General features: G+C 60.1%; 18 protein-coding genes. 10 read left to right on the top strand and 8 right to left on the bottom strand.

All coding sequences use genetic code 11. The features are described 5' to 3' along the window. Positions 1-79 precede the first annotated feature (79 nt). The 3 genes from HX824_RS18175 to gcvH all read left to right on the top strand — a co-directional run bounded on the left by HX824_RS18175 (position 80) and on the right by gcvH (position 3370). Positions 80-1696 carry an iron ABC transporter permease gene (locus tag HX824_RS18175; protein WP_003213940.1) on the top strand — a complete coding sequence of 539 codons (1617 nt, stop codon included), beginning with the start codon at positions 80-82 and terminating at the stop codon, positions 1694-1696. A gap of 156 nt (positions 1697-1852) precedes the next feature. Further along, positions 1853-2935 (top strand): glycine cleavage system aminomethyltransferase GcvT, encoded by a 1083-nt coding sequence (gene gcvT / locus HX824_RS18180; protein WP_003213938.1) that lies wholly within the window; start codon positions 1853-1855, stop codon positions 2933-2935. A gap of 51 nt (positions 2936-2986) precedes the next feature. Continuing rightward, positions 2987-3370 (top strand): glycine cleavage system protein GcvH, encoded by a 384-nt coding sequence (gene gcvH, locus HX824_RS18185; RefSeq protein WP_177054902.1) that lies wholly within the window; start codon positions 2987-2989, stop codon positions 3368-3370. Positions 3371-3412: 42 nt separating this feature from the next. Here gcvH and HX824_RS18190 read toward each other — a convergent pair whose 3' ends face one another. The 7 genes from HX824_RS18190 to HX824_RS18220 all read right to left on the bottom strand — a co-directional run bounded on the left by HX824_RS18190 (position 3413) and on the right by HX824_RS18220 (position 9490). Further along, positions 3413-4552 (bottom strand): DegT/DnrJ/EryC1/StrS aminotransferase family protein, encoded by a 1140-nt coding sequence (locus tag HX824_RS18190; RefSeq protein ID WP_087693281.1) that lies wholly within the window; start codon positions 4550-4552, stop codon positions 3413-3415. A 158-nt stretch (positions 4553-4710) separates the two neighbouring features. Further along, complete coding sequence (locus HX824_RS18195) at positions 4711-5382, bottom strand: outer membrane protein (protein ID WP_008438895.1); 672 nt, start codon at positions 5380-5382, stop codon at positions 4711-4713. A 160-nt stretch (positions 5383-5542) separates the two neighbouring features. Beyond that, entirely contained in the window at positions 5543-5860 is a 318-nt protein-coding gene (locus tag HX824_RS18200; protein ID WP_008438896.1) for a DUF2388 domain-containing protein, read from the bottom strand. Positions 5861-5929: 69 nt separating this feature from the next. After that, the gene (locus tag HX824_RS18205; protein WP_008438897.1) at positions 5930-6376 is read right to left on the bottom strand and encodes an NfeD family protein; all 447 of its coding nucleotides are present in this window, start codon (positions 6374-6376) and stop codon (positions 5930-5932) included. Positions 6377-6386: 10 nt separating this feature from the next. Beyond that, positions 6387-7307, bottom strand: a complete 921-nt coding sequence (locus HX824_RS18210; RefSeq protein WP_003213925.1) for an SPFH domain-containing protein — start codon at positions 7305-7307, stop codon at positions 6387-6389. 56 nt (positions 7308-7363) lie between these two features. Next, positions 7364-9067, bottom strand: a complete 1704-nt coding sequence (locus HX824_RS18215; RefSeq protein WP_177035320.1) for a GspE/PulE family protein — start codon at positions 9065-9067, stop codon at positions 7364-7366. A gap of 84 nt (positions 9068-9151) precedes the next feature. After that, on the bottom strand, positions 9152-9490 hold the full coding sequence (locus HX824_RS18220) for a hypothetical protein (RefSeq protein WP_102604088.1): 339 nt from the start codon (positions 9488-9490) through the stop codon (positions 9152-9154). Positions 9491-9617: 127 nt separating this feature from the next. On the opposite strand from HX824_RS18220, the gene HX824_RS18225 reads away from it, so the two are divergent. Beyond that, complete coding sequence (locus HX824_RS18225; RefSeq protein WP_177054903.1) at positions 9618-10088, top strand: Lrp/AsnC family transcriptional regulator; 471 nt, start codon at positions 9618-9620, stop codon at positions 10086-10088. A gap of 56 nt (positions 10089-10144) precedes the next feature. Here HX824_RS18225 and HX824_RS18230 read toward each other — a convergent pair whose 3' ends face one another. Next, on the bottom strand, positions 10145-11512 hold the full coding sequence (locus HX824_RS18230; RefSeq protein ID WP_003213918.1) for an inorganic triphosphatase: 1368 nt from the start codon (positions 11510-11512) through the stop codon (positions 10145-10147). A 158-nt stretch (positions 11513-11670) separates the two neighbouring features. Here HX824_RS18230 and argE point away from each other — a divergent pair, with 158 nt between their 5' ends. The 6 genes from argE to HX824_RS18260 all read left to right on the top strand — a co-directional run bounded on the left by argE (position 11671) and on the right by HX824_RS18260 (position 19106). Then, entirely contained in the window at positions 11671-12819 is a 1149-nt protein-coding gene (argE, locus tag HX824_RS18235; RefSeq protein WP_003213916.1) for an acetylornithine deacetylase, read from the top strand. 136 nt (positions 12820-12955) lie between these two features. Then, positions 12956-14254 carry an amino-acid N-acetyltransferase gene (argA, locus tag HX824_RS18240; protein WP_003213914.1) on the top strand — a complete coding sequence of 433 codons (1299 nt, stop codon included), beginning with the start codon at positions 12956-12958 and terminating at the stop codon, positions 14252-14254. Positions 14255-14847: 593 nt separating this feature from the next. Further along, entirely contained in the window at positions 14848-16206 is a 1359-nt protein-coding gene (locus HX824_RS18245) for an OprD family porin (protein WP_003213912.1), read from the top strand. Positions 16207-16479: 273 nt separating this feature from the next. Further along, positions 16480-17118 carry a peroxiredoxin gene (locus HX824_RS18250; RefSeq protein WP_003213910.1) on the top strand — a complete coding sequence of 213 codons (639 nt, stop codon included), beginning with the start codon at positions 16480-16482 and terminating at the stop codon, positions 17116-17118. 317 nt (positions 17119-17435) lie between these two features. Continuing rightward, the gene (gene ssuE / locus HX824_RS18255) at positions 17436-18029 is read left to right on the top strand and encodes an NADPH-dependent FMN reductase (protein ID WP_003213909.1); all 594 of its coding nucleotides are present in this window, start codon (positions 17436-17438) and stop codon (positions 18027-18029) included. A 108-nt stretch (positions 18030-18137) separates the two neighbouring features. After that, a complete protein-coding gene (locus HX824_RS18260) occupies positions 18138-19106 on the top strand; it encodes a sulfonate ABC transporter substrate-binding protein (RefSeq protein WP_003213907.1) in 969 nt (322 codons plus the stop codon). The last annotated feature ends 23 nt before the right edge of the window (positions 19107-19129 follow it).

Consider the following 19129-nt stretch of genomic DNA (forward strand, 5'->3'; position numbering starts at 1 on the left):
GCAAGCCCGCTCCCACACAAGCCCGCTCCCACATTGGTTAGCGCTGGCTTCAAGCTATTCATTCTCTGAGAATTAACCTTTGGCCCATCCCGCCCAACGCCGCTGGTACCTGCCGGTCTTCACCGTCGCCGCCCTGGTGCTGCTGCCGTTGAGCGTGCTGTTGCTGTCGTGGCAGACCATCGACCATCAAATCTGGTCCCACCTGTGGGAAACCCAGATGCCACGTCTGCTGGGCAACACCTTGACCCTGGTGCTGGGCGTCGGTGTGGGCGTTACGCTGCTGGGCGTCAGCCTGGCCTGGCTGACCAGCCTCTGCGAATTCCCCGGCCGGCGCTGGCTGGACTGGGCGTTGATGCTGCCCTTCGCGATTCCCGCCTATGTGCTCGCCTTCGTCTTCGTCGGCCTGCTGGATTTCTCCGGCCCGGTGCAAACCCTGCTGCGCGAATGGTTTGGTACAGGCCTGCGCCTGCCGCGTGTGCGCTCGACCAGCGGTGTGATCATCGTGCTGGTGCTGGTGTTCTACCCCTACGTTTATCTGCTGGCGCGCACCGCGTTTCTCGCCCAGGGCAAAGGCCTGATGGAAGCGGCGCGTGTCTTGGGGCAGTCGCCGTGGCAAGCGTTCTGGCGGGTGGCCCTGCCCATGGCGCGTCCCGCCATCGGTGCGGGCGTGGCCCTCGCGTTGATGGAAACCCTGGCGGATTTCGGTGCCGTCTCGGTGTTCAACTTCGACACCTTTACCACCGCCATCTACAAGACCTGGTACGGCTTTTTCAGCCTCTCCAGTGCCGCGCAACTGGCCAGCCTGTTGCTGTTGGTGGTGATGCTGGTGCTGTACGGCGAACGCCGTGCCCGGGGCGCCAGCCGGCCGAGCAACGAGCGACCTCGCGGCAAGGCGCTTTACCATCTGCGCGGGTTCAAGGCGGCGTTGGCCAGCGGTTGGTGCGGATTGGTGTTCGCCTGCGCGTTCGTGATCCCGATGCTGCAACTGGTGGCCTGGTTCTGGCAGCGTGGCCGTTTCGACCTGGACGAGCGCTACGCCGGTTTGATCGTCCATACCCTGTACCTGGGCGGTATGGCTGCCCTGATCACCGTCAGCGTGGCCCTGGTGCTGGCGTTCGCCCATCGCCTGGCGCCCACCCGGGCCATCCGCTCCGGCATCAGCCTGGCCAACGTAGGCTACGCGCTGCCCGGCTCGGTACTGGCGGTGTCGATCATGCTGGCGTTCAGCTACCTGGATCGTGAACTGGTGATCCCGGTCTCCGGCTGGCTGGGGGGCGCCGGCAAACCGCTGTTACTGGGCAGTTTGTCGGCCTTGCTGCTGGCGTATCTGGTGCGCTTCATTGCGGTGGCCTACGGGCCGCTGGAAAACAGCCTGGCGCGAATCCGTCCGTCCTTGCCGGAAGCCGCCCGCAGTCTTGGGGTCAGCGGGCCGCGACTGTTTTGCAAAGTGTATCTGCCACTTTTGCTGCCGGGCACCCTGAGCGCGGCGCTGCTGGTGTTTGTCGATGTGCTCAAGGAAATGCCGGCGACCCTGCTGATGCGCCCGTTCGGCTGGGACACGCTGGCGGTGCGGATTTTCGAGATGACCAGCGAAGGGGAGTGGGCGCGGGCTTCGCTGCCGGCCCTGACCCTGGTATTGGTGGGGCTGTTACCGGTCATCGGGTTGATCCGACGTTCGGCGCGACGAATCGGTTAGGTGCCAGTCCTACGGCTTGAGGCTACAATGCGCGGCATTCGGTGCGGTCGATCTTTCAGATCGGGTTGCTGAACGCGGCTACAGGCCTTGTATTTCAAGGCGTGCGGCCCGAACGGCGACCGTCCGCACCTTCGCCACGCCCGGAAGGAGAAACCCATGGGACAGCGCACGCCTCTGTATGACCTGCATCTCGCCCTTGGCGCGAAAATGGTCGATTTTGGCGGTTGGGATATGCCTTTGCACTACGGCTCGCAGGTTGAGGAGCACCATCAGGTGCGACGCGACTGCGGGGTGTTCGATGTATCCCATATGACCGTGATCGATATCACAGGCCCCCAGGCCAAGGAATGGCTCCAGCATTTGCTGGCCAATGATGTTGACCGATTGCACGGCTGCGGCCGCGCGTTATACAGCGCCATGCTCAACGAGCAGGGCGGTGTGGTGGACGACATGATCGTCTACCGTACCGAGGGCGGTTACCGGCTGGTGGTCAACGCTGCCACCCGTGACCAGGACATGGCCTGGATGCAGGCTCGGCTCGGCAGCTATCAGGCCCAGCTCCGCGAGCGGCCCGAATTGGCCATGCTCGCCATTCAAGGCCCCCATGCCCGGCAAAAGATCGCTGAACTGGTGACCCAGTCCCGCGCCACCCTGATCCATCAGCTCAAGCCCTTTGAAGGCCTGGCTGACGGCGACTGGTTTATCGCGCGCACCGGTTACACCGGCGAAGACGGTCTTGAAATTGTCCTGCCGGCCGATCAGGCCCCGGCGTTCTTCAACGACCTGGTAGGCGCAGGCATTTCGCCTATCGGCCTCGGCGCCCGCGACACGCTGCGCCTTGAGGCCGGCATGAACCTCTACGGTCAGGATATTCATCAGGACGTTTCGCCCCTGGCAGCCAACATGGCCTGGAGCATCGCCTGGGAGCCGGCCGAGCGGGATTTCATCGGCCGCGCCGCCCTGGAAGCCGAAAAGGCTGCGGGTGTGAAGTCCAAGCTGGTCGGCCTGGTGCTGGAAGAGCGCGGGGTTTTACGCGCTCACCAGGTGGTTCGTATCGCCAATGTTGGCGAAGGAGAGATCACCAGTGGTAGTTTCTCTCCTACGCTAAGCAAATCCATTGCCCTGGCGCGTGTGCCGTCGGCGACTGCTGACCGGGCCGAGGTGGAAATCCGCGGCAAGTGGTACCCGGTTCGGGTGGTCAAACCGACGTTCGTGCGCCATGGCAAAACATTGATCTAACTTTTCCGGCGGGCCAATGGCCGCTGACATTTTTCCTTGAGGACACAGACTATGAGCGATATCCCTGCCGACCTGCGTTTTGCCGAAAGTCACGAATGGGCCCGTCTGGAAGCTGACGGCACCGTGACCGTCGGGATCTCGGACCATGCCCAGGAAGCATTGGGGGATGTAGTGTTCGTTGAGTTGACCGAAGTCGGCAACGTGTTCAAGGCGGCTGACCAGGCCGGCGTGGTTGAATCGGTGAAGGCCGCTTCGGATATCTACTCGCCAATTGCTGGCGAAGTGATCGCGGTGAACGACGCCTTGAGCGGTGAGCCAGAGCTGTTGAACTCCGACCCTTACAGCGCCTGGATCTTCAAGCTCAAGCCAAGCAACCCGGATGAACTGAAAAAATTGCTGGACGCTGCCGGCTACAAGGCTGCCATCGGCGAGTGATCCCGCTGCGGGAGCCGGCAACCGGCTCCCGCAAAGGTTTTGTCAGCGCTTCAACACCGCTTTTACCGCCGCTACCGAACGCTCTACGTCCGCTTTCGTCATCGCCGTGAACATCGGCAACGACACAATCAAACGCCCCACTTTTTCCGCTACCGGGAACATGCCTTCCTTGAATCCCTGTGCCTTGTACAAGCTCAGCAGGTGGATCGGTGGGTAGTGATAGCCAATGCCGACGCCATGGGCCTGCATCTGCTCCATGAACGTGGCGCGTGCGGGCAGGCCGTCCTGACGCTCCGGCAGTACCAGCTGGAACAGGTGCCAGTTGCTGTTTTCGAAGTCTGCCGGTGGCAATTGCGCACCGTACTGCGCTTCAAAATCACTGCCGAAGCATTCGAAATAGTGCCGTGCCAGTTCCTGGCGGTGGGCAGTGATCTTCTCGATATGGGCAAACTGGCCCAGGCCGATGGCTGCTGCGATGTCGGTCATGTTGAACTTGCCGCCCAACACATCCACGTCCAGGCCATCGAAGCCGGTGCGGGTCACGCCCTGCAGGCGATATTTTTCCGCCAGGCGCGCTTCTTCAGCGTTGTTCAATACCAGGCAGCCGCCTTCGGACGAGGTGATGTTCTTGTTCGCCTGGAAGCTGAACGATACGAAATCGCCGGTAGCGCCAATGCGTTGGCCATCCCAGCTGGAACCCAGGGCCTGGGCTGCATCTTCGACGATGCGCAGGTTGTACTTGTTGGCCAGCGCGTAGAGCAATGGCATGTCCAACGGCAGGCCCGCCAGGTATACCGGGATGATTGCCTTGGTCCGCGGTGTGATCGCGGCTTCCACCTTGGCCAGGTCGATATTGCGGGTCACCGGGTCGATGTCGGCGAACACCGGCGTGGCACCGACTTCCAGAATCACGTTGGCCGTGGCTACCCACGAAATCGGGGTGGTGATGACTTCGTCACCAGGCCCGATACCGGCGATGCGCAAGGCAATCTCCATGGTGCAGGTGCCCGAGTTGAAGGTACGCACCGGGCGCCCCCCAAAATATTCCGACAACTGCGCCTCGAACGCCTGCACTTTCGGCCCGCTGGTGATCCAGCCGGAGCGCAGTACGTCGCCTACCGCCGAGATGGTGGCTTCATCAATGGTGGGCTTGGAGAACGGCAGAAAGGGCAGTTGGCTCATGACGTTGAAGGCATCCGTTTCAGAAGGCGATGAGAAAAAAGCATATCAATGCCGGGCATGGTTGCACGGCTCGACTGAATATAGCCTGTCGTCTGTGAATGAATCGTCCCGCCTGAAACAAAAAATGCCGCCTCGGGAGCGGCATTTCAGCATCGGTGTCAGAAGGCAACGCGTGCCTCAAGAAACACGTTCTGCTCTTTGAGCTTGCCTTTGAGCTGTTCGTCCCGGGCGTTTATCCGATTGGCGAACGTGTTGTAGCCGGTCTCGATCCCGCCCATGTCCACGTAACGCCAGCCGGTACCCAGGGTCAGGGTTTCGCTGACCTTGGCATCCAGCCCCAGGCCAACGCTGTAGGCGAAGTTGTATTGGCGATTGCTGGCGAAACGGCGGGTGTCGTTGGTCTGGTAACCCTCGGCGTCAACCTGGGCCACGCCGACTCCCGCCATACCGTAGAACGACAGCCATTCATTGATCGGGATGTTTTTATAACCGTTGAGCATCAGGCGCTGGCTGTCGGTGCGCAGGCTGTTGACGTTGGCATTGAACGGTGCCCAATGGGATTTGAAGGTCGAGTGGCTGGGCATCGTGTATTCCCCCTCCAGGCGCCAGCCATCGGCAAAGGCATAGCCCACGGCGAATGAGCCGGTGAACGTCTTGCTGCTGTCGGGGGCTTCTACCCGGTGGGTTACGCGTGGGCTGGTCAGCAGTGAGCTTGAGAGATTCTGCCGGGCGCTGTTGAGCTTTGCCGACCCGTACCAGCTTTCTGCCTGGGCATAAGGCGTGGCAACCGCGGCGAGCAGCAGGGCGTAGGAGAGTTTTTGCATGGTCATCGATTCACTCAGTCTGAAGGGAATCGATAGCTTGTTGCCGGGCGCGCCTGCAACTCGACAGGACTTTTCCTGTTCAGATGCGGAATCGCCAGCGTCTGGCGTAGGAAATCAGGGCAAAAAAATGCCGCTCTCGAGGAACGGCATTTTTTATGCGGCGGTATTACTCGGAAGCAATGGCGTTTTTTGCCAGGATTGCGTTCGCCAGGTCCATATCCGTGGCCTTGAGGCCAGGGTTATCGGCGCGGACTTTCTGCATCGCAGCTTCCAGGTATGGGCCACGGATGTTGCCGTCACTGGCGACGAAGCTACCGGCGTCGTCCTGGGCGGCGACTACCATTTTGTGGTCCTTGAAGGTCAGGTACGTCGAGCCGGTCGTGGCACCCGATGAGATGACATTACGCCAGAAGCTGTCGGCCATGGCTGAACCGACAGGAAGGGAAAGCACAGCGAGGGTTGCGACAGCATATTTTAGACGCATGATGGGTGACTCCGACTGGGTTATCTGAACAGTTTGATTGTAGATAGCCCAGCCGAGTTCCATGGATGACTAAACAGTTTCAACCTGCAAAATCACGCCTTCCTGACCAATGACACGTACGTGTGCCCCAGCCGGCGCGTCCGGCCCGGATGCCATCCACACACCGTCACCCACCTTGATCTTGCCACGGCCCTCGACGATGGCCTGATGCACCACAAAGGTGCGACCAATCAACTCGGAGCCGCGCATGTTCAGCCCCGGCTGGTCGCTGACCTTGGCGCTGCTGCGCTGGCGTCGCCACCAGTACACCGCCGTGAGGATCGACAACACGGCGAACAGCAGCAGTTGCCACTCCAGCCCCAGGCTCGGCACCAGGAACTTGATCACGCCCACGGCTGCCGCGGCGATGCCCATCCACAGCAGATAACCACCGGCACCGAACACTTCAAGGATCAACAGCACCGTGCCCAGTGCCAGCCAGTCCCAAAACGACAGGTGCTGCAGGAATTCCCACATGGTGCGTGCCTCAGGCTTTCTTGTTGTCGAAGGTTGCCTTGACGATTTCGCCGATGCCGCCGACTGCGCCAATCACCTGGCTGGCTTCCAGCGGCATCAGGATCACCTTGCTGTTGTTGGCCGAGGCCAGCTTGCCCAGTGCGTCGATGTATTTCTGGGCGACGAAGTAGTTGATGGCCTGCACGTTACCGGTGGCGATGGCTTCCGATACCACTTGAGTGGCGCGGGCTTCGGCCTCGGCCTGACGTTCGCGGGCTTCGGATTCCAGGAAGGCGGCCTGACGACCACCTTCGGCCTCCAGGATCTGCGCCTGCTTCTTGCCTTCGGCGGTCAGGATCGCGGAGGCTCGCAGGCCTTCGGCCTCGAGGATCTGCGCACGCTTGATCCGCTCGGCCTTCATCTGGCCGGACATGGCGGCCATCAGGTCGGCAGGCGGGCTGATGTCCTTGATCTCGATCCGGGTGATCTTGATGCCCCACGGTGCGGTGGCTTCGTCGACGGTGCGCAGCAGTTTTTCGTTGATGCCGTCACGCTGGCTGAGCATCGCATCCAGCTCCATGGAGCCGAGCACGGTACGGATGTTGGTTTGCAACAGGTTGCGGATGGCGTGTTCGAGGTTGTTCACCTCGTAGGCAGCCTGGGCGGTATTGACCACCTGGAAGAAGCACACGGCGTCGATCTGCACCGTGGCGTTGTCAGCAGTGATGACTTCCTGGGGTGGGATATCCAGCACGCTTTCCATCACGTTGATCTTGCGACCGATGCGGTCCATGACCGGAATGATGATGTTCAGGCCGGGCTTGAGGGTGTTGGTGTAGCGGCCGAAGCGCTCGACTGTCCACTGGTAACCCTGCGGGACCACCTTGAAACCCATGAAGAGGATGGCGACGGCCAAGCCTACAAAAAGAAGCAGTACGGTTCCGATCTGCATAACGATTCCTTGTCTGGTGACGGTGAAGCGAGGTTTTTCCGATTGTAACGGTGTTGTCACGGATAAGGACGGATTACCGCGCCATCGATCAAAGGATTTGTTTCTGAATCCCCAGGCGTCACTCGCAGTACCTCTTCAAGTGTTGTCAGTCCTGCCATTACCTTGCGCATACCGGCGGACCGCAAGCTGCACATTCCCTGGTCAAGGGCCGCCAGACGCAGGGCCTGGAGGTCGGTGCCCGGGCTGACCAGGGCCTTGAGGCGATCGTTCATCAGCATGATCTCGTAGACCCCGGCTCGACCCCGATAGCCACTTTCCCGGCACTCGCCGCAACCCACTGCCTGATGGACCTGCCCGGCTTGCCGCTTGCAGTGCGGGCACAACAGCCTGACCAGGCGCTGGGCCATCACCCCCAGCAGCGTGGCATTGATCAGGTAATGGGGAATGCCCAGTTCCAGCAAGCGGCTGATGGCGCCGGGCGCATCGTTGGTGTGCAACGTCGACAGCACCAGATGCCCGGTCAGGGCGGCCTGGATCGCCATTTCTGCGGTTTCCAGGTCGCGAATCTCGCCGATCATGATGATGTCCGGGTCCTGGCGCATCAGGGCGCGGATGCCGCTGGCGAAGGTCAGGTCGATGTTGTGCTGCACCTGCATCTGGTTAAAGGCCGGCTCCACCATCTCGATCGGGTCTTCGACGGTGCACAGGTTGACCTCGCGAGTGGCCAATTGCTTGAGCGTGGTGTACAGCGTGCTGGTCTTGCCGGAACCGGTAGGGCCGGTGACCAGGATGATGCCGTTGGCCTGGCCGGTCATGGATTGCCAGCGTTGCAGGTCGTCGCTGGAAAGTCCCAGTTGCTGGAAATCCTTGTGCAGCACCTGCGGGTCAAAAATTCGCATCACCAGCTTTTCGCCGAAGGCTATGGGCAAGGTCGACAGGCGCAGCTCCACTTCCCCGCCCGTGGGGCTTTTGGTCTTCACCCGGCCGTCCTGGGGTTTGCGTTTTTCCGCCACGTTCATCCGGCCCAGGCTTTTCAGGCGGCTGACCACCGCCATCGTCACCTGGGATGGGAATTGATAGACGTCATGCAGCAGCCCGTCGATGCGAAAACGCACGCGCCCCTGATCGCGTCCGGGTTCGATATGGATATCACTGGCCCGCTGGCCAAAGGCGTACTGCAACAGCCAGTCGACGATGTTGACGATGTGCGCGTCGTTGGCGTCGGGCTCCTGGTCGCTGGCGCCGAGATTGAGCAGTTGTTCGATATTCGGCGCGCCGGAGGTTTTTTGATCAATGGCGCCGCTGACCGATTTCGCCAGTCGGTAAAACTCCACGGTGCAGCGCTGGATCTCCTGGGGATTGGCCAGCACCCGCTTGATGGAGCGCTTCAACACCTGAGCCAGGCCGGCTTCCCAACTGCACACGTAAGGCTGGGCACTGGCGACGGTAACGCTGTGGGCGTCGACCGCAACGGCCAGGATCTTGTGGCGCTGGGCAAAGGCATAGGACATCAGCGGCACCACCGCCGCGACGTCGATTTTCAACGGGTCGATACGCAGGTAGGGCTGGCCGCAGTGGCGGGCGAGCCATTCGGTCAGCATTTCCAGAGACGGCCCCTGGCTGGCAATGCATTCCAGGGGATGCAGCCCACTGTTCGCCGGTAGAGCCAGGTCGGCGGGCACCAGGCCCTGGTCGATCAGGGCAGGCAACAACTGATGGATTTCCAGCCAGCGATCCTGCGGATTTGGCGCAACGGACATGGTGACGTTCCTGGGCAACGATTAGGCGTAGTCCTCAGGCTAGTCACGCTTTGCGCTTCGGCCTCCGGGGTTTATTGCAGGCTTTTACTGAGCGGCCGCCTGAACCGCCAGAGGCCGCGCAGCATCTGCCGGGCGCAGCTCCAGCGAGCACACACTGATCAGGTTACGAAGTTTTTCGCCGATCACCTGGGCCCGGTGCCAGCTCAGGCCATCCATCACGATATCGATCGCCAGCAGGTCGTCTTCACGCTGCACGCTCACCTGACGTGGCACCAGGAACTGCAGGGCAAAATAGTTGAGCACCCGGCACAACACGTCGGGTTCAGCCTCGGCGAGGATTTGATAGTGCGCCTGGCAGTGGGCATTGCTGACGGCCCAGGCGTCAACGCGTTGGGCGGGGTGGGAGGCTTCGACGACGTGCATGATGATTCTCCGGATTCGACTGGAGAAATTTTTGCATTCGTCGCGGGAGATTTCTTATCTAAAACAGCCTGTATTGGCTTATAAGAGAATCATGTAATTCTTTAAATCATGATTAATGGGTATTTTTATGCACACTGAATTGGACGTGTACGACCGGCGCATTCTCGCGCTGTTGCAGGAAGACGCTTCGCTCTCCAGCGCGCAGATCGCCGAACAGGTCGGCCTGTCGCAGTCGCCGTGCTGGCGCCGGATTCAGCGGCTGAAAGAGGAGGGTGTGATTCGCGGCCAGGTCACCCTGCTGGATCGCAAGAAAATCGGCCTTAATACGCAGATTTTTGCCGAGGTGAAACTCAACGCCCACGGCCGTTCCAACTTCACTGAGTTCACCGAGGCGATTCGCGGTTTTCCGCAAGTGCTGGAATGTTATGTGCTGATGGGCGCGGTGGACTTTTTACTGCGGATCGTCACGTCGGACATCGAGGCGTATGAGCGGTTTTTCTTTGAGAAGCTGTCGATGGTGCCGGGGATTCAGGAGGTCAACTCGATAGTGGCCTTGTCGGAGATCAAGTCCACCACGAGTTTGCCGGTGTTGCGCTGATAGTTGTCTTTGCCTGATTTTAGTGAAGAGGGAGCAAGCTCCCTCGCCACAAGGTTTTACAGGCGCAGCAGGGTTTTCCAGGCGCGATTCTGATACACCGCAATCGCCTGATGCATCCGCGCATCCAGCGACTCATCGGTGATCGGCTGGTTGGCCAGGTGCGCCAGCTTGTTCAGCTCGCCATACAAACGGTCCAGCTCGGCGATATCCAGCACCTGGCGTGCATGGTGCAGCCAGGCCAGGATGCGTTCGATACGCGGCAGTTGCTCGGCCAGGTCTTCCGGCTGTTGCTGGTAGCGCGGCAGTTGCAGGGCAACGGCGTCATCGGCCAGCAGGCGCGGCAGCCAGTTGGCCAGCTGTGCAGCGCCCTGGCGATTGCCACGCACGTTGCGATCCGCGGCCCAGGTGCGGGCCAGCAGCCAGCGGGAAGTGGTCAGGGAGAACAAACCCCAGCGCACGTCTTCCAGCTCTTCGGCGAACTGCTCCGGCGCGGCCTTGCGGATGTCTTCATCGTCGTCACCGGCCTGGACCAGCGGACGCCAGTCTTCCAGCAAGGCGTCCAGGGCGGCGCGCAATTCGCTGGTGGACTGACGCGGTGCGGCCTGGCCGAGGCTGCCGAGCAGGGCCCGCAGTTCGCCGAGGTTTTCCACCCAGTCCTGCAGCAGACGCCAGTGGCCGTTGAAGCGGTATTGCTCGGCCAGGCGCTGGCTGCTGCCCAACAGATGCCACATGACGGCAGCAAATGCGTCGTCCAGCGGCATTTCGGCGTGCAGCACCGGTGCCGGCAGGCTCAGGGAGTAGCTGTTGGCGTCGAACAGGCGATAGCCACGCTCGGCCTTGCTGATATCGCACGGCATCAGCGCCAGGGTCGCGGCCAGTTCAGCGGCCAGCTCCAGCAGGGCGGCCGGGTCGCCTTCGCGCAGTTCCAGTTCCAGCTCGCAGATTTCTTCTTTCTGCTTGCCGGCAACCACGTGGCCCAGGTCCAGGGCGGCTTCGATCACCACCTTGGCCTTGCCGCGGCCCCAGGCGATTTCAGCGCGTTCGCGGACGAAATCGGTGGTGAAGATCGGCTTGAGGGTCTTTTTGTCCAGCTCGGCCAGTTGCTCGGGCCAGCATTCGCCGTCGAGTTTCTTCACGTCGAGCTTGGCTTTGGCCAGGTCCCAGTTGTACTCATTGCGTTCCGACAAGCCGGCGACGCTCTGGCCACGGGTCTTGAGGGTCTGGATCACTTCGTCGCCGTCTTTGCGCAGGCGCAGGGCCACTTTGGCCTGGGCCAGGTCGCGTTCCGGGGTGTCGAAGTACTGGTTCATCAGCTCACGGCGTTCCCAGCCACTTTTGTTGCGTTTTTTCAGTAACGGGTGCTCACGCAGCGCGGCGAGGGTTTCGCGGCTGACACGGAGCTTGATTTCGGTTTCTTTCTGCATGGCCGGAAAATCCAGGATCGGGAGCGCAGCCGGGGAAAAGAGTGGCTGCCAAGGTCGTGCAGTGTACAGGACTGAGCCCTGCAACGTGCCGCAACGGTTTATTGTGTCACTCAGATAGCTCTATGATGGGGTTCGTCCGGGAAGTTGAGAGACAGCGCATGCCTTTACCGTCCATGAAAGAACAGTTCGCCGCGCTGATTGCCGCGCCTTCGGTCAGTTGTACCCAGGCCTCTCTCGACCAATCCAACCGCCCGGTCATCGATTTGCTCGCCACCTGGCTGGCAGACCTGGGCTTTGCCTGCGACATCCAGCAGGTCAGCCCAGGCAAATTCAACCTGTTGGCCAGTTTCGGCACCGGCCCTGGCGGCCTGGTGCTGGCGGGCCACAGTGACACCGTGCCGTACGACGGCGCCCTATGGCAGACCGATCCGCTCAAGCTGACGGAAGTCGACGGCCGCTGGGTAGGACTGGGCAGCTGTGACATGAAGGGCTTTTTCGCCCTGGTGATCGAAGCCGTCCAGCCGTTGCTCGACCAGCCTTTCAAACAGCCGCTGCTGATTCTTGCTACCTGCGATGAAGAAAGCTCCATGGCCGGTGCTCGTGCACTGGCCGAGGCGGGTCGTCCCTTGGGCCGTGCGGCGGTGATCGGTGAACCCACCGGCCTCAAGCCCATCCGCCTGCACAAGGGCGTAATGATGGAGCGCATCGATATTCTCGGGCGCAGCGGCCATTCGTCGGACCCAAGCCTGGGCCACAGCGCCCTCGAAGCCATGCATGACGCCATTGGCGAACTGCGTGGCCTGCGCCTGGCCTGGCAGCGCGAATACCGCAATCCGCAGTTCAGCGTGCCACAGCCGACCATGAACTTCGGCTGCATCCATGGTGGCGACAACCCCAACCGCATCTGCGGCCAATGCTCCCTGGAATTCGACCTGCGGCCCCTGCCGGGCATGGATCCCCAGGTGCTGCGCGCTGCCATCCGGCAGAAGCTCGAACCCTTGGCCGAGCGCCATCAGGTGAAGATCGACTATGCGCCGCTGTTCCCCGAAGTGCCGCCCTTCGAGCAGGCCGAGGATGCAGAGTTGGTGCGGGTAGCTGAACGACTTACCGGTCATCGCGCCGAAGCAGTGGCGTTCGGCACCGAAGCGCCTTATCTTCAGCGCCTTGGTTGCGAGACCCTGGTGCTTGGCCCTGGCGATATCGCCTGCGCCCACCAGCCAGGCGAGTACCTTGAAATGTCACGCTTGACGCCTACAGTGCGTCTATTGCGTGAACTGATTCAACATTACTGCCTGACACCTGCATAAATTAACCCCTGCCCATCCGTACATAGAAGGAGAGCGAGCGTGTCGCCAAGCCTGTTCCGACGATAACCAACAGCCCGCTGTGCGTTTTTGCGATTCATCCATTTTTGGCTGCTTTTTATTACAGGCCCAGGTTTTTATGCCCGAATACGTCAATTGGCTTCGTCACGCTTCGCCTTACATCAATGCCCACCGGGATTGCACTTTTGTCGTCATGCTGCCGGGCGATGGTGTAGAGCACCCGAACTTCGGCAATATCGTCCACGACCTGGTGCTGCTCCACAGCCTGGGCGTGCGACTGGTGCTGGTCCACGGTTCGCGCCCGCAAATTGAAACCCGCCTCGCCGCCCGCGGCCTGACCCCGGCTTACCACGAAGGCTTGCGCATCACCGATGCCGCAACCCTGGAGTGCGTGATCGATGCGGTCGGCCATCTGCGCATTGCTATCGAAGCGCGTTTGTCGATGGACATGGCCTCTTCGCCGATGCAGGGCTCGCGCCTGCGGGTGGCCAGCGGCAACCTGGTGACGGCGCGCCCGATCGGTGTGCTTGAAGGCGTCGACTATCACCACACCGGCGAAGTGCGCCGGGTCGACCGCAAGGGCATCAACCGCCTGCTGGACGAGCGCTCCATCGTGCTGCTGTCGCCGCTGGGCTACTCGCCTACCGGCGAAATCTTCAACCTCGCCTGTGAAGACGTCGCCACCCGCGCGGCCATCGACCTGGGCGCGGACAAGTTGCTGCTGTTCGGTGCCGATCTCGGCCTGATCGACGAGCACGGCCGCCTGGTGCGTGAATTGCGGCCGCAACAGGTGCCCGCGCACCTGCAACGCCTGGGCAACAACTACCAGGCCGAATTGCTGGACGCGGCCGCCGAGGCTTGCCGGGGCGGCGTAGGCCGCAGCCACATTGTCAGTTATGCCGAAGACGGCGCCTTGCTGACCGAGCTGTTCACCCGGGATGGCGGCGGTACGCTGGTGGCCCAGGAGCAGTTTGAACTGGTGCGCGAAGCGGCGATTGAAGACGTCGGCGGGTTGCTGGACCTGATCAGCCCGCTGGAAGAGCAGGGGATTCTGGTGCGTCGTTCCCGGGAAGTGCTGGAGCGGGAAATCGAGCAGTTCAGCGTGGTGGAACGTGAAGGCATGATCATCGCCTGTGCGGCGCTGTATCAGATCGCCGACTCCGACGCAGGCGAGCTGGCGTGCCTGGCCGTGAACCCGGAATACCGCCATGGCGGTCGCGGTGACGAACTGCTGGAGCGCATCGAGACCCGTGCCCGGGCCCAGGGTTTGAAGACACTGTTCGTGCTGACGACCCGTACCGCCCACTGGTTCCGCGAGCGTGGTTTTGTGCCGAGCACGGTGGATCGCCTGCCGTCGGCGCGGGCGTCGTTATACAACTATCAGCGTAATTCGAAGATTTTCGAAAAGGCGTTGTAAGCCTGAAGGGGCGAGGGGGCAATCCTCTCGCCTGTCACTTTGGCGAGTCATGCTCCTCGGCGGATGCATCGGCCCTGAACACAGGGTTTGCCAATTTATACATATAACTGACATCAAAGTGACATTATCACCGGGTACGGTGAGGTGGATTGCTGGGACGGCAGAAAAGTTTCATCGATACAAAAACTGTAACAAATTGACGGAATGATGTGCGTTTGGCCATGATGGCGTCGCGTTTTTGATCGTGAGTGACGTATGACCCCGTTTGGTCAACACAAAACGATCTAAAAAAGCGCAAAGACATACTCTTTCGGAAAACGCTTATGGAGCGGCATCGCCTGTCGGCTTGACCGTCCCATGGAAAGCGTTATTCCTGAATGGTATGAAAAAGGACGAAACAATTCTTTTTGGGTGTATGAAAAACTCATTACCCTGCAAGGACCAAATTAACTGCGGTTAGACGAAAGTAGTAGACACACAAGGTTACGATTGACTTGTCAGTCACTATCCGGTGCTAATCGCGCATCTGTGGATCGAGGGCGTCAGACCCGAGACCTAAGAAATACAAAAATTAGAAATGAGAGGAGCGGTACATGAAGAAGTCAACATTGGCGTTGGCCGTAGCTTTGGGGGCAATCGCCCAACAAGCAGGCGCCGCTGGTTTTATCGATGACAGCAAGATCACGCTGGGCGTACGTAACTTTTACATCAACACCGACAACCGCGATCTGAAGCCATCGGCTACCTCGAACACCCGCAGCAAAAACGCTGAATGGGGTCAGGGTTTCGACCTGCGTTTCATCTCGGGTTTTACCCAAGGTACTGTGGGCTTCGGTCTTGACGCCATCGGCCTGTACGGCGTGCGTCTGGATTCCAGCCGCGCTGATCACGGCAACTACACTGGTACTGCTTCCGGCGGCACCGTGTTCCCAAGTGATGGCAACAAGGCCGTTCACGATTTCGCCAGCCTGGGCGTGACCGGTAAGGTCAAGATCTCCCAAACCGTGCTGAAGATCGGTACCTTGCAGCCGAACAACCCGGTGATCAAGACCAACGACGGTCGTCTGTTGCCACAAACCTTCCAGGGCGGCGAGATCTCTTCGAACGAGTTCAAGGACCTGACCCTGACTGCTGGTCAGATCGAGCACTCCAAAGGCCGTAACTCCAGCAACAATGAAGGTCTGTCCCTGGCCGGTGCCAACGGCAGCTCGAACTACGACGCTGGTAACTTCGTCAACAAGTTCTACTACGCCGGTGCTGACTACAAAATCAACAAAGACCTGACCGCTTCGTACTACTTCGGCGAGCTGAAGGATTTCTACTCTCAGAACTTCCTGGGCCTGGTCCACAACTGGGCGATCGGTCCTGGCGTCCTGAAAAGTGACCTGCGCTACTACCGCAGCCGTGACAACGGTGCCAACGGTGATACTGCCGGTTACTACACCTCCGGCTACTACTCGGATCATCCGACCAACGCCACCAAGGTCAAAGGTAAGGTCGACAACGACCTGTACAGCTACCTGGCGCTGTACTCGGTTGCCGGTCACACCTTCGGTGCTGGCTACCAGTACACCAAGGGCGACAGCGACTTCCCTTGGCTGAACCAAGGTGACGGCTCGTCTAACAGCACCATCACCGACATGCAAATCCAGAAGTTTGCCCGTGCTGGCGAACGTACCTGGCAAGCTCGCTACGCCTATGACTTCGCCAAGATCGGCGTACCTGGCCTGACTGCCGGTGTGGTTTACCTCAAAGGTAGCAACATCGACACCACCGTCGGCGAGCGTAACGAGTGGGAACGCGACCTGACCCTGGCTTACGTTGTTCCAGAAGGTCCGCTGAAAAACCTGGGCGTTGCCTGGAAAAACGCGATGTGGCGTACCGACCTGGCGAACACCCGTTCCCAGGACGAAAACCGCGTAATCCTCAGCTACACCTACGCGTTCAAGTAAGAGCGTAAAACCTTGCCCGGCGCAATGCCGGGCAGGGTGCTTTACTTTTCAAGCCGGGCTCAACCCCCGCAAGCCCGTCCTGAACCCCTCTTTGTACAGCGTCTCAAGGCCTTCTCGAACCTTGAAGCGGATGTTGATCCACGCCCGTTGCCAAGTCCAATGAACAGATTTTTAATATTCCTTTATCGTCTAGATAAATCGATATTTATTCTTTTTAAATAATCCGCGACACAGGCACAGTGGGCTCCATAAGCACTCATCAGGAGCCACACCATGAGCCTCAGACTGGGCGACATCGCCCCCGACTTTGAACAGGATTCCAGCGCCGGCAAGATTCGCTTCCACGAGTGGCTGGGCGATAGCTGGGGCGTGCTGTTTTCCCACCCGGCGGACTTTACCCCGGTGTGCACCACCGAGCTGGGTTTCACCGCCAAGCTCAAGGATGAATTCGCCAAGCGGGGCGTCAAGGCCATTGCGCTGTCGGTGGACCCGGTGGACTCCCACCACAAGTGGATCGAAGACATCAACGAAACCCAGAACACCATCGTCAACTTCCCGATCCTGGCCGACGCTGACCGCAAGGTCTCCGACCTGTACGACCTGATCCACCCGAATGCCAGTGACACCCTTACCGTGCGTTCGCTGTTCGTGATTGATCCGAACAAAAAGATTCGCCTGACCATCACCTACCCGGCCAGCACCGGTCGCAACTTCCACGAAATCCTGCGGGTAATCGACTCGCTGCAACTGACCGACAACCACAAAGTCGCGACCCCGGCCAACTGGCAGGACGGTGACGAAGTGGTGATAGTCCCGTCGCTCAAGGACGAGGAAGAGATCAAGAAACGCTTTCCGAAGGGTTACCGGGCGGTGAAGCCGTACCTGCGGCTCACCCCTCAACCGAATCGCTGACACACAACCACATGTGGGAGCGGGCTTGCTCGCGAATGCGCACTGTCAGTTGATGCATCTTTGAATGACACACCGCTTTCGCGAGCAAGCCCGCTCCCACACTTGCGCGCATTTCAAGTCTCACATAGCAGGGGTTTTAAGGCCGTTTCGACGGCCTTTTTTTATGCCTGCGATTTAGTCGGCAGCATATGCATTTAAAGAATAAACAAATGAAAAAATAAGATTTATAGATATATAAATTGGCTGATATGGTCTGTCCCATCTTGGCGCCATCGCCACATAGCGAACCGCCGACACTTTCCAAAGGAATTTCCTACATGCTGGTCGTAACACTTGGTGGTAGCCCCAGCCAACGTTCCCGGTCCGGGGTCTTGCTGGATCACACCCGCAACTGGTTGCAGCAACAAGGCGTGGAAGTGGTGAGTTATCAGATACGGGACTTCCCGGCCGAAGACTTGCTGCACGCGCGGTTCGATAGCCCGAAAATCATCGACCTGTTGCAGCAAGTGGCGAACGCCGATGGCCTGGTGATCGCCACGCCGGTGTACAAGGCTTCGTTTTCCGGCGCGCTGAAAACCATCCTCGACTTGCTGCCTGAACGCGCCCTGGCCCACAAAATAGTGTTGCCGATGGCCACCGGCGGCAGCATCGCCCACATGCTCGCGGTGGACTACGCGCTGAAGCCGGTGCTGTCGGCATTGAAAGCCCAGGAATTGCTCCACGGGATTTTCGCCGAAGACAGCCAGATCGCCTACGGCGAAGGCAGCGCCCAGGCGCAACTGGTGCCGGTGCTGGAACAACGCTTGAGCGAGGCCCTGGAGACGTTCTACAGCGCCATGGCCCGCCGCCCGAAACCCCTTGACCCCAATGTGTTGAATGAACGTTTGTTGAGTGCTCGCTGGAGCATTTAAGCCTTACCCAGCTTTACCTGAATTCGACAAGTACTACTCACCTTACTCAGCCGCCAACGGCCAAGCAGGTGCAGCCAACCCCCTAATCGTATATTTGGAGAGAGCGCCATGCGCACTGTCATCTTGCGTCGTGGTCTGGTCGCACTGTTTGCTGCGGCTGTGTCCTTCGGCGCCATTGTTCAAGCCCAGGCCGCCGAAACCTTGCGGATCGGCTATCAGAAATACGGCACCCTGGTGCTGCTCAAGGCCAAGGGCTCGCTGGAAAAGCGCCTGGCCGAGCAGGGCGTGCAAGTGCAGTGGACCGAGTTTCCCGGCGGCCCGCAGCTGCTGGAAGGATTGAACGTAGGCTCCATCGACTTCGGCGTGACGGGTGAAACCCCGCCAGTGTTCGCCCAGGCTGCCGGTGCCGATCTGCTCTACGTCGCCTATGAACCGCCGGCGCCTACCAGCGAAGCGATCCTGGTACCGAAAGACTCGCCAATCAAATCGGTGCAAGACCTCAAGGGCAAGAAAGTCGTCCTCAATAAAGGCTCCAACGTGCACTACCTGCTGGTACGTGCCCTGGAAGATGCCGGCCTGAAATACACCGACGTGCAGACCGTGTTCCTGCCGCCCGCCGATGCCCGCGCCGCGTTCGAGCGTGGCAGCGTCGATGCCTGGGTGATCTGGGACCCGTACCAGGCAGCCGCCGAGAAGCAACTGCAAGCCCGCACCCTGCGTGACGGCACCGGCATTGCCGACAACCATCAGTTCTACCTGGCCACCAAGCCGTACGCCGAAAAACACCCTGAAGTGATCAAGACGCTGGTGGAAGAAGTCCGCGCCGTGGGCGAATGGTCCAAGGCCAACCCGGAACAAGTCACCGAACAAGTTGCTCCGCTGCTGGGCCTGCCGGCTGACATCACCCTGACCTCGGTAAAACGCCAGGGCTACGGTGCGCAGTTCCTGACGCCTGAAGTGATCGCGGCGCAGCAGAAAATCGCCGACAGCTTCTACCAACTCAAATTGATCCCCAAACCCTTGAGCATCAAGGACGTGATCTGGACACCACCTGCCGCCGTTGCCAAAGCGCCGTAATCCGACTTCTTCAGGAGACAACT

The sequence above is a fragment of the Pseudomonas sp. D4002 genome, from assembly GCF_013385665.1.
GTDB lineage: Bacteria > Pseudomonadota > Gammaproteobacteria > Pseudomonadales > Pseudomonadaceae > Aquipseudomonas.